This window comes from Shewanella sp. TC10 (assembly GCF_009663145.1).
GTDB lineage: Bacteria > Pseudomonadota > Gammaproteobacteria > Enterobacterales > Shewanellaceae > Shewanella.
On record NZ_VKHR01000027.1, the window covers coordinates 45,426 to 60,180 of the forward strand.

Below are 14,755 nucleotides of genomic sequence, written 5' to 3' on the forward strand. Positions count from 1 at the left end.
TAATCACAAATTAAGAAAATTAGTTAACGGACTGGTATGTTCAGCTTGCTTAGTCACATTGCCTAAGCCTGCTAAATAGGCTTGCCGTCCAGTTTTAACTGCTTGATTAAAACATTCAGCCATTAATACGGGGTTAGCACTACTGGCAATGGCCGTATTCACTAATACTGCATCAGCGCCCATTTCCATCGCTCTACAAGCTTGTGATGGCGCGCCAATACCAGCATCAACCACAACAGGAATGTTAGCTTGTTCAATAATGATTTCTAGAAATGGTTCTGTCGCTAAACCTTGATTACTACCTATGGGACTACCCAGTGGCATTACTGCAGCGCAGCCCACTTCTTCGAGCCGATAACATAAAACAGGGTCGGCATGTACATAAGGCAAAACCGTAAAACCCTTATTGCATAGCGTTTCAGCAGCTTGTAATGTTTCAATGGCATCAGGCATTAAATACTTAGGATCAGGATGGATCTCAAGTTTGATAAGCTTAGTGCCCAGCATTTCGCTCGCTAATTCAGCTGCAAAAATAGCCTCTTTAGCATTGCGAGCACCCGCGGTATTTGGCAATAACTTAACTCCCATTTGTTGTAATGGTGTCAGTAAATCATCGAAGTCTTTACTTGAATCTATCCGCTTCATAGCTAAAGTCACGAGTTGCGACTCAGTTGCTGAAATTGCCGCTAGCATAGTTTTCGCATCTGAAAATTTACCGGTTCCAGTAAATAATCTTGATTCAAAACTGTGGTTGCCAATTGATAACATATTACCCACCCGCTACAGCTGAAAAAACATCAATTTTATCACTCTGCTGGCATTCAATCTGACCCCAGCGGCTTCTTGGTACAACTTGGTCATTAAGCACTAACGCTAATGATTTGGGATTTAAATTCTTCAATTCAATTAATTGCAGTAAATTGGCATTGCTATTTAGGTGCTCAACTAAACCATTAAATTCAATAGTAATCATGTTTATTCCTAATTATTTATTAGAGTGATTTAACTGCATCATTTACCTTGTTGCGCAGATACAACAGTTAGGATCTTGAGACATGACGACTTGACGCCACTGTAAGTTTTGCGCGTTAAATAAATGCAGTTTTCCTTGCATTTGTTGCCGTTGGCTAGGATTACTTTTAAGCCAGTTAAGACCAAGCAAAGCCTGCATTGATGCAATAGATAACAGCGCAGAAGTCAACACCCCTACTTGGCTGCAAGATTGATTTACTTGAGAGTCATCTGGATAAAGACATTGATAGCAGCCTGAAGTGACTTGCAGTTGTTTATCAACTAACTCAATGCTGCCTTTATCATCAGTAACGCTCTGGGCAATTGAACTTGATTGATCAGTGTTACCAATTTTGTTCAGTGAAAAATCCAAGCAAAACAATTGACCGTTTGCAGCACTAATTGCTGCACTTATTAACGCCGTTTTACTAGAAACTGCTGATTGGTTGATGACTAACCGTGATGAAAAGTTATCTGTACAATCAAACACTAAATCAACAGTGTTGAATAATGCTTGCTCATCTTTTGCAAAGTGTTGTCGCAATGCGGTTATCTCGCATTCAGGGTAGGCATTTGCTAGTTTGGTTGCAGCAATGTCCACTTTAGGCTGACCAATATCATCCTCATTAAACAATAATTGCCTTGGTAGGTTTGATAGTTCGACACAATCATCATCCATTAAGCGAATGTGTTTTACACCTGCAGCAGCCAATTGATGGGCCACCGCGTGGCCTAAACCACCGACACCAATAATAAGCACTGAACTGCTCATTAGTTTGAGCTGGCCAGCCTCGCCCATATCCTCAAGCAGTACATGACTTGAATACCGCATAAATTGTGTATCAGTTAATTCACTCATAACTTGGCCCAATTTGGAATGAACTGTCTGCACTATCATGCTGCCACTGATTCACTAGCCTTTTGAAAGCCGTTGTTGGGCAATTTGATTCAGTAACAGCTCTTACAACGGCAACACTGCTCACCTTAGTTGCTTTAATTGCATCAAGTACCTGTTCATCTATTCCCCCTATAGCAACAGTTGGGTATACAGGCTGAAGTAGCGCAGCATAGCGTGCTAGCTTGAGCAAGCCTTGGGGTTTAGAAGGCATCACTTTGGTTGTCGTTGGAAAAATATGCCCAAGTGCGATATATGAAGGTTTAAGTTGATGAGCGAGCAATATCTCAAATATGCTGTGACTTGAAAGCCCAATAGCAATACCCGCGTCTCTTATCGCCACAAGATCAGCAACTTCAACATCCTCTTGTCCTAAATGAATCCCAAAAGCGCCATGCTTTAACGCTAGCTGCCAATGATCATTGATGAACACTTGAGCGTTATAGTCGCGCCCTAATGTTATTGCTTGCTGAATTTGCTGCTCGATTTGATCAAGTGGCAAATCGTCTGACTGCTTTACTCTAAGCTGTATTGTTGTACAGTCAGCTTTGAGTAATGACTCCAGCATATCGACATCATTGACGACGGGGTAAACCCCAATTGCTTGCTCTAGTCGAGCAAAACCAGAGGTTTCACTTAAGGAACTGTTAGTTTCTTTGGTAAAGCTATCTTCAGGTAATGCACCGTTAACTAATGAGTTACCGGCTATATTGCTGCCATAATAAGTTGAAATGTTAGGATACAAACTGATATCTTCAGGCCAAGCTGTTTTAGCTAAAGGACCAGAGCCTTTACCGTGTTGAGTGCTTTCAATTAAGCCTTTAGATACATAAGCTTTAGCCATGACAATAGCATCATGAAGCACATAACCATGGGCCATAAAGCTGGCAATTGCAGACGATAACGTACAACCACTTCCATGATTATTTTGAGTGTTGATACGCTGTGAAGTTAACCAAAAACTTTGATACTGATGTGATTCACTCACACCATTAACTTGCTGACAAACAAACAAGTCACTGGCCGTTTCACCTTGCCATTGACCCGCATCACCACCTTTTGCAATAACATGTGACTTTAATTGTTGATTAACAATGACCGCAGCTTCATAAACGTCTTGCTTAGTTTTTTGTTGCGCTAATTGATCATTGAATTGTTTATCTGAACCTAACCTAAATAGCTCTTGCGCATTAGGCGTAATTAACGTGATTAACCCTTTAAATGGCGAGAAATCTAGGTCAGAAACTTGGTTTAAACCATCACCACAGCTTGCGACCATCACAGGATCGACAATAACAGGAATGACTTTGTTGGCTAAATTTTGATTTCTAAAAACCATAAGCCATTCAGCGATAAGATTTAATTGTTGCTGGTTGGCAATTAATCCTATTTTGATTGCGGCAGGTTTTAAATCTTCGCTTAGTGCCGCTAATTGAGCGCTTAACATCTCCTCAGAAACCGGCTCAACTAATTTTACTTCAACTGAATTTTGCGCTGTTATTGTGGTAATCACACTACAAGCAAAACCACCTAAATCATTGATGGTTGCTATATCAGTTTGAATACCCGCACCTCCACCACTATCTGAACCAGCAATGGTCCAGATAATTGGTTTTTTATGCTCTTGCTGAGACATGATTAGCCCTCAACTTCTTCAAGGTCAGCAGCTTTAACGGTTTCAGATCCGCTTCTCACCTTGTCAGTCACGGGATGGTAAAGTGCTGAGCCTGTTGCTTTAAATTCAGCCGACTTTTGCGCCATAGCGGCATCAACATCTAATTGAGGAGCGTTAGTTTGTGTTGCTTGAAACTCACTTGCATCAACAACTGATACAGATTGTTCGACACCCGTTGCAGAGGTCAGCTTTTCTTGTTTTGCTGCATACTCCCTGACTTCCTGAGTGATCTTCATCGAACAGAACTTAGGGCCACACATTGAACAAAAGTGCGCAACTTTTGCTGACTCTTGTGGTAACGATTCATCGTGATAGGCACGTGCTGTATCAGGATCTAAACCAAGGTTATATTGATCTTCCCAGCGAAATTCAAAACGCGCTTTCGACAAAGCGTTGTCACGAATTTGAGCTCCAGGATGCCCTTTGGCAACATCAGCTGCATGGGCAGCAATCTTATAAGCAATTAAGCCTTGTTTAACATCTTCTTTGTTTGGTAGCCCAAGATGCTCTTTCGGCGTCACATAACATAACATCGCGACTCCGTACCAAGCCATTTGTGCTGCGCCAATACCGGAAGTAAAGTGATCATAACCAGGTGCGATATCAGTTGTTTGTGGGCCTAATGTATAAAATGGCGCCTCATCACAGTGGGCTAGTTGCTTCTCCATATTCACTTTAATCAACTGCATTGGTACATGGCCAGGGCCTTCGATAATAGTTTGAACATCATATTTCCAAGCAACTTTAACCAACTCGCCTAATGTTTCGAGTTCTGCAAATTGCGCTTCATCGTTGGCATCAGCGATACTGCCTGGACGCATACCATCACCAAGCGACAGTGATACATCATAGGCTGCACAAATTTCGCAGATTTCATCAAAGTGTTCGTATAAAAAGCTTTCTTTATGATGACTTAAACACCATTTAGCCATGATGGAACCACCGCGAGACACGATACCCGTAAGCCGTTTAGCTGTCATTGGTACATAACGCAGTAACACACCAGCATGAATAGTAAAGTAATCCACACCTTGCTCTGCTTGCTCGATTAGCGTATCGCGAAACACTTCCCAAGTAAGATCTTCTGCAACGCCGTTTACTTTCTCTAAAGCCTGGTAAATAGGCACAGTACCGATTGGCACTGGTGAATTACGAATGATCCACTCTCGGGTCTCATGAATGTAACGACCAGTAGAAAGATCCATAACAGTATCAGCGCCCCAGCGCGTCGACCAAACGAGCTTTTCTACTTCTTCTTCAATTGAAGATGTCACTGCAGAGTTACCGATATTGGCGTTAACTTTAACCAAAAAGTTGCGCCCGATAATCATAGGTTCTGCTTCAGGGTGGTTGATATTTAATGGAATAATTGCACGACCACGAGCCACTTCATCACGAACAAACTCAGCAGTAATTGGCTGTCCAATCACAGCGCCAAACGCTTCACCTGGTGCTTTTTGCGTAAGGATCTCATCGGTTACTTGCTCACGGGCCATATTTTCACGAATGGCAATGTATTCCATTTCTGGTGTGATAATACCTTGGCGAGCATAGTGCATTTGAGTGACACACTTACCTGTTTTAGCACGCCTTGGGGGGACTAACGCTTCAAAACGTAAATGATCCAAGCCATCATCCGCTAAACGTTGTTGAGTAAAGTCCGAGCTAACACCATCAAGTTGCTCAGTATCATTTCGCTCATCAATCCAAGTTTCACGGAACTTGTTTAAACCTAGACGCACATTAATTTGTGCATCTGGGTCTGAGTATGCTCCAGCACAGTCATAGACTTTAATCGGTAAGTTTTGTTCGGTAACAGGGGCATCATCGCTGCCACCGACAATGGTGTCAGTTTGATGAATTTGACGCATTCCCACCAATAAATCATCGCGGGAACCTGTTAAATAAATCTTCTCTGAATTTGGGTGTTGTAACGGTTTTAGTGTATCGATGAAAGCTTGCGCTTGTTCACGGGTTTGGCGACGATTTGACATTAGCAACCTCAAAATTAATTAAATAGAGTTGCTTGTCTGGAGACTAGTGTTGATGACGAGCGAGTTATACATAACTCTGTAATTTGCATTTAATGTTTAAAAAACATCCATAAATTTTGGATACTCTTTTTATATTTTTGGTCATTCTAAAGATAAAGAACAATCAAAATCACACTATATGTTTCAACATAAATTTCAACGTTTGTTCAATTAAATTGAACATAAACAATAAGAAGAAATAGCAAATTAACTGCTTGTTTCCTTCGCAGGTTTTAACCTGATCAGGTTCAACGGATCCCGAATAAACGGTCTCAGCCATAAGGCACTCCGACAAGATGCAAGCAGTATACTCAGCTAATCAAATAGAATACAAGTGAAATAAAGTCAGGCGAACACAAGTACCAATCAAATTAATTCACGCGATAAATTATTGATATTATGTAGTAATAACAACTATAAATATCAAATTATTATGTTGAGTGAATTATTATTAAGAGTAAAAACAATGATTGGTTACAAAAACGGATAAATAGTCAGCAAATGTTTAAGGTAATTGCACTTTAGATAATCTATTTTGAATTGCCTTGCTCAAGGCTTTCTTCATTTTTGCACTATCACAGGGCTCAGCAAAACCTAGACCTTCTGCATGAGGATTAATTTGCGTAGGTAATGGCACAATACGATAGCATGTCTCCCCATGTTTCATAATTCTATTGGGGTCTAATCTATGGTCAAGTGTGGTTGCTTGTCGCTTGTCTTCAATCTCAATAATTTCAATATCAAACATCTCAGGTGTGAGCTCACTTAAACTTGCCCCACTCTTTGAGGTCGCTAAATGAGCTTGCTGTGAAATTAAAGTATTAAGCGCTTGCTCATTTAAGTTTTTCAATACTTGATGCTTAACTGCATTTGTTCCTGTAAATAAGTTTTGATTTAACTTTGTGTCTTTAAACAAATGAGAACTTAAATCATCATCTTTTTCTTGCTGTAAATACATGCTGTCTACATTTGCCCAATTAAAATCTGCATTGGTTTCAATTATGGTATTGATTTCATGAATTTCTTTAACTTCAGATAATTGGTTATCAGGTGAATCCTTTTCAGGTAAATTAACAGCATTGATTTTAGTTTCTACACTTGTTGCATCATCAACTTGTTCCTCTATGACTTTCTCTTTAACTGCATCTTGTATTGTATTGGCGTTATCTTGTGGTTCATTAACTGTGTGAATAATTTGGGTTTCATTCACGTCTGAGGCTGACGTATCTTGATTGATTAGGCTATCTAACTGTTCAGCAGTAATGAAATAAGCATTGATCTCTTTCGTTTCAGTTTGATTTTCTTGTTTCGAAGTGGCGATTTCTACGAAAATGTTGACAGTCTGTTCAGCAAGAACCAGCAATATGACAAAAGCTAAAACATGAGCAATAGCGACCATAAACACGGTTGGAGTTAACGCTTTCCCTATCGTTTTAAATTTAGAAATGGTACCAATATCTTTTGCGAATGAATAATTTGCTCGAGTTATTTCACTATCTAACTTAAAGGATTCATCAAGTTGAAAAGGCTCATCAAAACTTAATGATTCGTTATGGTTTTGGCTTGCTATGGCTAAGGCTAGAGACAAGTTTAATTCAGAAAACTCAATATTATCGCTATCATTTACAAATTGAGAAACGGCATCGCTAGCAATAATATTACTTTGAATATCTTCTGAACAAGATTGATTAAAATTTGCATAGGGCGAGTCTTGTTTTGAGGAAGCATTATCCATTTCAGCAGCTAACGACGAAGTAGATAGCTCCCGTGTTGAAAGCTTAGGTTCATGCTTGTGGGTCATTTAGCGCATCCTATCGCCTTGGTGATTATAAAGCGCTATAACGCTTTATCGCATATAGTGTTAAAAAATTAGTGTTAAAAAATGTCCGTATTAAAACAATTTATCAAACGATGAATAAAGCATTGGTTTGATCTTCTAGTCTTGGTTAAACCTCAACTCTACATACAGCTGCTGTCTCTACAGGCTATTCCTACAGGCATTAGCTACAGGCATTTGCTACAGGCATTCACTACAAGCACTCACAACAGTATTAATCGATGAATATTATCTGATACTCAATCTTTAAATTAGTTCAATAAAGCATCGCAGAGACCATAAAACACATAATACTTTGCTAACAAACTGAAATAATACACTTTTAAATTTAGCTTACACATGTACGCTAAAAATCTAGTGTTTTACAATTTAAGCTGTTACTCTAATTTTCCAATTAGTTTATTAAGTTGTATACCAAGATGTCTGTTGAGTTAAATGTGGCCCCAAAAATTGAAACTAACTCATGCTCTCAGTCTGACTATTGTGCGACTGAAGAGCTAGCAAACAGTGTCACCCATGGAATTGGAGTGCTCGCAGGCCTCGCAGCCATGGTTGCAATGTTAGTTAAAGGATCGACACATTTAAATACCACTGAGATGTTTGGCATCGGGATTTACGGTCTCAGTATCGTTTTATTATTTCTAGCATCAACTTTATACCATTCAAGTAAATCTCAACTTTGGCGAAAACGTTTCAAAATGGCCGATCATTGTGCCATTTATACATTAATTGCCGGCACTTACACTCCCCTAATGCTGATTAGCTTAGACGGGGAACAGGCAAATATTGTTTTGGCTGCTATTTGGATACTTGCACTGGGTGGCATCATATTCAAAACACTTTTTATCGGCCGCTTCAAAGCCTTTAGTGTCATCCTATATCTCGTTATGGGTTGGTTATGCGTTACCGTTATGAATGATCTCATCAAAGGTATGACAGATTTAGGTTTTAATCTGCTATTAGCAGGCGGCGCCTTTTACAGCATAGGTGTTATTTTCTACATTAATAAGCGCATTCCGTATAACCACGCTATTTGGCATTTGTTTGTACTCGCTGGTGCATTGTCTCACTTTCTGTGTATCTATTTAGCCGTAATTTAAATGCTCTGTTCAAATAAAGCGTCACTTTAACTTTGTAAAGATTCCTATCAAGCAACTGATAGATTATGCTGTTGTTTTTAATGTGATGATTATTGAATGAACGAGCTATCACCTAAACAAAGAATCTGGTTTATCGTCAACATGATCCCTGAAGGAAATGTACTTGCCTATGGCAAAGTTGCAGATTTAGCAGGACTTCCTGGTCGTGCTCGCTATGTATCTCGAGCATTGCAAGAAGCACCACCACATTTAAACTTAGCTTGGCATAGAGTTATCAATAGCCAAGGTAAAATATCTTTTAAACTTAACACGATTAATTACCAAAATCAGCAAGAACGTCTAAGATCAGAAGGAATTGAAGTGAACAAAGGTAAAATTTCACTGTCAAAATTTGAATGGAAACCCGATATGGCGACATTGGTTTTATCGTTACCTTTTTAACTCCTGACAAAGGACCTATTTTGGTGAAATTATTTTTCTTACTCTTCACAGGTATGTTAGCTTTTTCAAACTTTACCCAGGCAAGTGAAGCCAACGCATATGAAGTCAAAGTATCTGAAGCCAAAGTATCTGAAGCCAAAGCACTTGAGACTAAAGTAACTAAGACTAATCAAGACTTTCTTAAACCATTGATACCTCACAATGCCGAATATAAAGTCTTTTACGGCAGTATTGAGTTGGGCAAAGCGCGTTATCAATTGCCAGTCAGTAATAACGGTTATTACAATTATCGTTTTGACAGTGATGTCAGCTTACTTATGTTGTCAGATGTAAGAAATATCAAAAGTGAGTTTCAATTAGTCGATGGCAAACTAAAACCTATTCGTTATTTAAGTGAACGTTCAGGGACTGGTAGCGATTACAGTGAACAAACGGCTTTTGCTGCTTCTCAAGGGGTGATTCACACCATATATAAAGATGAACGAGAGAAACTCGACTACGAAGAAAACATCTTCGACCCTTTAATGGTACAACTGCAATTTAGAATGGATATGTACACCAACCCTGAAACCCTAGAATATGAGATGGTAAAAGAAAAAGAGTTTGATGATTATAAATTTAGAATCATAGGTAAAGAGCAAATGATTTTAGATAGCGGTACCTACCAAACGATTAAAATTGAAGTGGTACGCAGCAGTAAAAAGCGCCAAACTTTTTTTTGGATGGCACCAGAGCTAAATTACCTTCCTGTTAGGTTAAGTCATTTTTCTAAAGGCAGTAAACAACTCGATATTCAAATAGACAACTATCAAATATTTAATAGCGAAGATAACGCCGCTGCTATACCAAAAACTGCGACACAAACAAATTAGGCTAATTTATAGATTAATTTTCAAACAACAAAATAATGCCTCTAACTCATCGATTAAATTAATGTAGTTATAAATCACTATTAAAAAGCCGACGCGTTTCATCAACGAGTCGGCTTTATCATTTGATAGACTTTACTGTTTAACTTACAAGGAGACTAATTAAATTGACTCAGTTGCTAGTAGTTCACCCTGCCTGAACAATTTCCACTCCCCAGGTTTAAGTATGTGCCATTGCTCATTATTAGTAAGAGGCCTAGTCGCAATAACTGTAACTACATCATTCGGTGAGGTTTCTTTATTGAAATCGATTACCACATCTGTGTCTATTAGTGTCGCTTTACCAAACGGAGCTCGGCGGGTAATAAAGCATAAGTTGTTGCTACAATAACTCATTAAATCAACACCATCACTTAAGATCATGTTAAAAACGCCCAATTCACGAATTTCATCTGCAAGGCTGGAAATATAACTAAACACTTGAGTCATGTCATCAGGCTGTTTATGGCCGAACTTAGCTAACACCTGTTCCATTATCCAACAAAATGCGAGTTCGCTATCTGTATCACCAACAGGTTGAAATCGATTCACCAAAAATTTTTCTTGGTAGTCTGATAACTGCCCATTATGAGCGTAGGTCCAATATTTGCCCCATAATTCTCTAGTGAATGGATGTGTGTTTTCAAGTGAAACACAGCCACGATTTGCTTGGCGAATATGGCTTACAACTATCTCGCTTTTTATCGGATAAGATTTAATTAGCTTTGCGATATGGGATTCGCTACTTGGAGTCGCATCCTTAAACGTTCGGCTTCCTTTCCCTTCGTAAAAAGTAATTCCCCAACCATCTACATGAGGACCAGTCACCCCGCCTCTTTCTGCTAAGCCTGTGAAACTAAACACAATATCAGTTGGTACGTTAGCGCTCATCGCTAATAACTCACACATGGGGAAACGCCTTAAAAAGTTTTAAAAGTCAAAATTTTATCTAATGTCTATTGTACCTAGTGCAAATCGTTTTTGGGATATTTTATTGTAGAAATTATTTTAAACAATTGTTTGAAAAAACTTGTAATCGTGGTCAGTAAGGTTTAATTTTATGTGATACAGGTCTGACCACCGTTAGTTCTGTGAATAGGATCATTAATTTGTAAGTGCTCAATTTTTGAATGCTTTAAGGAGAAAGACATTGACTACCCTGACTTGGATCATCGCCATGATCGCAGTACTCGGCGCAGCAACCTACATGCGAGTGTCGTTATTAACGGCAACTATTGCCGCTGCCGCCGTTATGCTGATTGGCAGCGTATTAGATATTGTTGGTAGCGTGGCATGGATTGTATTTTTAGTGTTAGCACTACCGCTAAATGTGAAGTCATTCCGCCAAAACTTCATTTCACGTCTACTGCTTAAAGTATATCAAGGCATCATGCCTGAAATGTCTTCAACAGAAAAAGAAGCGATTGAAGCAGGTACCACATGGTGGGAAGCCGATTTATTCGCAGGTAACCCAAACTGGAACAAATTACACAACTACCCAAAAGGTCGTTTAACTGCTGAAGAGCAAGCCTTCCTTGATGGTCCTGTTGAAACAGTTTGTAAAATGGTTAACCAACATCAAGTTTCTCACGAGCTGGCTGATTTACCACAAGAAGTATGGCAATACCTTAAAGATGAAGGTTTCTTTGCCATGATCATCAAGAAAAAATATGGTGGTCTTGAATATTCAGCTTATGCCCAATCACGCGTTTTACAAAAACTTGCAGGATTAAGCAGTGAATTAGCATCAACTGTTGGTGTACCTAACTCATTAGGTCCTGGGGAGCTACTTCAGCATTACGGTACACCAGAGCAGCAAGATCACTATCTGCCGCGTTTAGCAAAAGGGCTAGAAGTCCCTTGTTTCGCTTTAACCAGTCCAGAAGCTGGTAGCGACGCTGGTGCAATACCTGACTTTGGTATTGTGTGTAAAGGTGAATTTGAAGGCGAAGAAGTGTTAGGTATGAAACTAACATGGAACAAGCGCTACATTACCCTAGCACCTGTTGCCACAGTATTAGGTTTAGCATTTAAACTTCGCGACCCTGATAGCTTACTAGGTGATACTGAAGATTTAGGTATTACTTGTGCACTTATCCCAACGGACATTCCAGGTGTTGAAACAGGTCGCCGTCATTTCCCGCTTAACTGTATGTTCCAAAATGGTCCAACTCGCGGTAATGAAGTATTTGTACCACTTAGCTTTATTATTGGTGGCCCTGAAATGGCCGGTCAAGGCTGGCGTATGCTGGTTGAATGTTTATCAGTTGGTCGTGGTATTACCCTACCTTCAAACTCGGCAGGTGGAATTAAAACTGCAGCTTTAGCAACAGGAGCTTATGCACGCATTCGTCGCCAATTTAAGTTACCTATCGGCAAACTTGAAGGCATTGAAGAGCCAATGGCACGTATTGGCGGTAATGCTTACCTTATGGACGCTGTTAGCTCTCTAACGACTGTTGGGATTGGTTTAGGTGAAAAGCCATCGGTAATTTCTGCCATCGTTAAATACCATCTTACCGATAGAATGCAAAAGTGTGTTATCGATGCGATGGATATCCATGGTGGTAAAGGTGTATGTCTTGGCCCGAACAACTATTTAGGTCGCGGTTATCAAGCAGCGCCTATTGCGATTACAGTTGAAGGTGCAAACATCCTTACTCGCTCAATGATCATTTACGGTCAAGGTGCGATTCGTTGTCACCCATACGTACTTGCCGAAATGGAATCAGCTTTTGATACCACATCAGGTAAAGGTTTAAGTAATTTTGATAACGCCATTTTCGGACATATTGGTTTCGCAATGTCTAACTTTGTAAGAAGTTTTTGGATGGGCGTAACATCAAGCCGTTTCACTAAATCTCCATATAGCGATAAAACAAAACGTTATTATCAACAAATGAACCGTTTCAGTGCCAACTTAGCATTACTGTCTGACTTAGCTATGGCAACTTTAGGCGGTAACCTTAAACGTAAAGAACGCATATCTGCGCGCTTAGGTGATTTATTAAGTCAGCTGTACCTAGCTTCTGCAACGCTTAAGCGTTATGAAGACGAAGGTCGTTTAACTGAAGATTTACCTTTAGTTCAATGGGCTGTTGAAGATTCACTTTATAAGTTACAAACATCACTTGACGATTTATTAGATAACTTCCCTATGGGTCTTGGTTTAGCGCTACGCGCTGTTATCTTCCCATTTGGTCGCCCTCTTAAGCGCCCAAGTGACGTACTAGACCATAAAGTATCAAAAATTATGCAAACTCCGTGTGCAAGCCGTGACCGCCTTGGTCAAGGTCAATTCTGGACTCCTTCAGAGCACAACGTTGTAGGTATACAAGAACAAACCTTACTGGATATTCTGGCTTCAGAGCCATTGTATGACAAGGTATGTAAAGCAGCAGGCAAACGTCTTCCATTTATGTGGTTAGATAAAGTTGCTGCAGAAGGTAAAGCACTTGGCGTGTTAAGCGATGCTGAAGTTGCATTACTCGAAAGAGCTGAAGTTGGGCGTTTGAAATCAATTAACGTTGATGATTTCGACTCAGAAGAACTTGAAGCAAAAGCTGCAGTTGTAGCCAAGCAAATACAAGCAGCTTGATAGATTTAATCATCTAACGTCAAAGGGAAAGCATCTGCTTTCCCTTTTTTTATGCATCTAATATTAAGTGGTGATACCACATCAGCCTACAAAGCTTTAGTAATCTTGTTAAATTATTTGATTGGTCAAACCCTTACTTTAATCGTTGTGCCCAATTGCCTTTATGCTGGGCCTCACAGCGTGTTTCACTATCAAAAACGATTTGCTTAGCCTGCACTTTAATGCCCTGTTGCAATAATTTATGGATGATTAAGTTTTGAATAAAAGCATCTTCCTTACTCAATGCTAATTGAGTGAGCTGAACATCATTTTCAAAAATACAGACTATTTTGAGCGATGCTGGGAAGGCATTAAAGTTAACAAGGTGAGTTAACCATTCAAACCCTGAAGATTGTTCGAGTAATACCTCGCACACCTCTGTCAGCGTTTCTCTTATTTGATTATCTAATTTCTTATCTGTCTTTTTCATCTGCGCTCTATTTTCTACTTAATTATGTGCTTAGCTATTATTGAACGACTTACGTTAACAATCGGAACATATCACAATGAGATATTCATTTAAGCTTACTTGTTATAAATAAGACAATAAAAAGCCAGCTACGAATAACTGGCTCTTTCAAGTTTGTTGATTTGAATAAAGCTTAATTAATCATTTGAAAGCTCTTGTTCAAGCTGTTTGGTTATCGCATCTGGTGAGCTGCTATTACGAGCGAATATGCTATACGCCACAGGTATCACAAGTAGAGTGAAAAAAGTGGCTAACAATATGCCTGAGAGTACCACCACGCCAATAACAAAGCGGGTTTCAGCACCTGCTCCGCTTGACATAACTAATGGTATTGCTCCAGCTGCTGTTGTAATACCTGTCATTAAGATGGGACGTAGACGCTGGGATGATGCTTGAATAACCGCATCATCAAACGCAATCCCTTTATCACGTAACTGGTTAGCAAACTCAACGATTAAAATACCATTTTTAGCCGCGAGTCCCACCAGCATGATAATCGGTTAAAGGTGGCAGCTGATGTGGTCAAGTAAATCTGTACACGCTTAGGGGAGTTATTATCATGCCGCCATTTCAGCTGCCACCTTTAACCGATTCTGCCAAGAAGAACGCGGATAAACCCAAAGGATGCGTAAAATGAGCTTTTACGCATCGATAATTTTGTAACATTCGAGAAAGCCCATACATATCAATCTACTGCGATTTTTTTAAAGTTTTGTATAGACCTCGTAAACAAAGACGTATTCTTTCTC

General features: G+C 39.5%; 12 protein-coding genes, 1 pseudogene and 1 riboswitch. Of the genes and pseudogenes, 4 read left to right on the plus strand and 9 right to left on the minus strand.

Features of this window, described 5'->3' with window-relative positions; genetic code table 11:
* Nucleotides 1-3 precede the first annotated feature (3 nt).
* The 6 genes from FNZ24_RS11055 to FNZ24_RS11080 all read right to left on the minus strand — a co-directional run bounded on the left by FNZ24_RS11055 (nucleotide 4) and on the right by FNZ24_RS11080 (nucleotide 7,415).
* Complete coding sequence (locus tag FNZ24_RS11055) at nucleotides 4-768, minus strand: thiazole synthase (protein ID WP_153914542.1); 765 nt, start codon at nucleotides 766-768, stop codon at nucleotides 4-6.
* A gap of 1 nt (nucleotide 769) precedes the next feature.
* Complete coding sequence (thiS, locus tag FNZ24_RS11060; protein ID WP_153914543.1) at nucleotides 770-973, minus strand: sulfur carrier protein ThiS; 204 nt, start codon at nucleotides 971-973, stop codon at nucleotides 770-772.
* Between the two features lie 42 nt (nucleotides 974-1,015).
* Entirely contained in the window at nucleotides 1,016-1,870 is an 855-nt protein-coding gene (locus tag FNZ24_RS11065; RefSeq protein WP_194945045.1) for a HesA/MoeB/ThiF family protein, read from the minus strand.
* On the minus strand, nucleotides 1,863-3,542 hold the full coding sequence (gene thiE, locus FNZ24_RS11070; RefSeq protein ID WP_153914545.1) for a thiamine phosphate synthase: 1,680 nt from the start codon (nucleotides 3,540-3,542) through the stop codon (nucleotides 1,863-1,865). Before thiE ends, FNZ24_RS11065 begins: the two co-directional genes overlap by 8 nt.
* Nucleotides 3,543-3,544: 2 nt before the next feature.
* Nucleotides 3,545-5,575 carry a phosphomethylpyrimidine synthase ThiC gene (gene thiC / locus FNZ24_RS11075; RefSeq protein WP_153914546.1) on the minus strand — a complete coding sequence of 677 codons (2,031 nt, stop codon included), beginning with the start codon at nucleotides 5,573-5,575 and terminating at the stop codon, nucleotides 3,545-3,547.
* Between the two features lie 241 nt (nucleotides 5,576-5,816).
* A riboswitch (TPP riboswitch) is annotated at nucleotides 5,817-5,915 on the minus strand.
* A gap of 204 nt (nucleotides 5,916-6,119) precedes the next feature.
* Complete coding sequence (locus tag FNZ24_RS11080) at nucleotides 6,120-7,415, minus strand: hypothetical protein (protein WP_153914547.1); 1,296 nt, start codon at nucleotides 7,413-7,415, stop codon at nucleotides 6,120-6,122.
* A 455-nt stretch (nucleotides 7,416-7,870) separates the two neighbouring features.
* On the opposite strand from FNZ24_RS11080, the gene trhA reads away from it, so the two are divergent.
* The 3 genes from trhA (at nucleotide 7,871) to FNZ24_RS11095 (ending at nucleotide 9,864) form a co-directional block, all read left to right on the plus strand.
* A complete protein-coding gene (gene trhA / locus FNZ24_RS11085; protein ID WP_153914548.1) occupies nucleotides 7,871-8,551 on the plus strand; it encodes a PAQR family membrane homeostasis protein TrhA in 681 nt (226 codons plus the stop codon).
* A gap of 96 nt (nucleotides 8,552-8,647) precedes the next feature.
* Nucleotides 8,648-8,992: an MGMT family protein gene (locus tag FNZ24_RS11090; RefSeq protein WP_153914549.1), complete on the plus strand. Its 345-nt coding sequence runs from the start codon at nucleotides 8,648-8,650 to the stop codon at nucleotides 8,990-8,992.
* Between the two features lie 23 nt (nucleotides 8,993-9,015).
* Nucleotides 9,016-9,864, plus strand: coding sequence for a DUF3108 domain-containing protein (locus FNZ24_RS11095; protein ID WP_228768452.1), 849 nt, complete (start codon nucleotides 9,016-9,018; stop codon nucleotides 9,862-9,864).
* A gap of 159 nt (nucleotides 9,865-10,023) precedes the next feature.
* On the opposite strand, the gene FNZ24_RS11100 is transcribed toward FNZ24_RS11095, so the two are convergent.
* Entirely contained in the window at nucleotides 10,024-10,809 is a 786-nt protein-coding gene (locus FNZ24_RS11100) for a class II glutamine amidotransferase (protein WP_153914550.1), read from the minus strand.
* Between the two features lie 241 nt (nucleotides 10,810-11,050).
* On the opposite strand from FNZ24_RS11100, the gene fadE reads away from it, so the two are divergent.
* Entirely contained in the window at nucleotides 11,051-13,498 is a 2,448-nt protein-coding gene (gene fadE, locus FNZ24_RS11105) for an acyl-CoA dehydrogenase FadE (RefSeq protein WP_153914551.1), read from the plus strand.
* Nucleotides 13,499-13,631: 133 nt separating this feature from the next.
* On the opposite strand, the gene FNZ24_RS11110 is transcribed toward fadE, so the two are convergent.
* Together FNZ24_RS11110 and FNZ24_RS11115 are read right to left on the minus strand one after the other, a co-directional pair.
* A complete protein-coding gene (locus FNZ24_RS11110; protein WP_153914552.1) occupies nucleotides 13,632-13,967 on the minus strand; it encodes a Fis family transcriptional regulator in 336 nt (111 codons plus the stop codon).
* A gap of 176 nt (nucleotides 13,968-14,143) precedes the next feature.
* Nucleotides 14,144-14,503: pseudogene (locus tag FNZ24_RS11115) on the minus strand (efflux RND transporter permease subunit); the annotation flags it as partial.
* Nucleotides 14,504-14,755 lie beyond the last annotated feature (252 nt).

Coding starts and splice junctions, on each gene's coding strand:
- FNZ24_RS11055 (WP_153914542.1), bottom strand. CDS start 768: ATGTTATCAATTGGCAACCACAGTTTTGAATCAAGATTATTTACTGGA.
- thiS (WP_153914543.1), bottom strand. CDS start 973: ATGATTACTATTGAATTTAATGGTTTAGTTGAGCACCTAAATAGCAAT.
- FNZ24_RS11065 (WP_194945045.1), bottom strand. CDS start 1,870: ATGAGTGAATTAACTGATACACAATTTATGCGGTATTCAAGTCATGTA.
- thiE (WP_153914545.1), bottom strand. CDS start 3,542: ATGTCTCAGCAAGAGCATAAAAAACCAATTATCTGGACCATTGCTGGT.
- thiC (WP_153914546.1), bottom strand. CDS start 5,575: ATGTCAAATCGTCGCCAAACCCGTGAACAAGCGCAAGCTTTCATCGAT.
- FNZ24_RS11080 (WP_153914547.1), bottom strand. CDS start 7,415: ATGACCCACAAGCATGAACCTAAGCTTTCAACACGGGAGCTATCTACT.
- trhA (WP_153914548.1), top strand. CDS start 7,871: ATGTCTGTTGAGTTAAATGTGGCCCCAAAAATTGAAACTAACTCATGC.
- FNZ24_RS11090 (WP_153914549.1), top strand. CDS start 8,648: ATGAACGAGCTATCACCTAAACAAAGAATCTGGTTTATCGTCAACATG.
- FNZ24_RS11100 (WP_153914550.1), bottom strand. CDS start 10,809: ATGTGTGAGTTATTAGCGATGAGCGCTAACGTACCAACTGATATTGTG.
- FNZ24_RS11110 (WP_153914552.1), bottom strand. CDS start 13,967: ATGAAAAAGACAGATAAGAAATTAGATAATCAAATAAGAGAAACGCTG.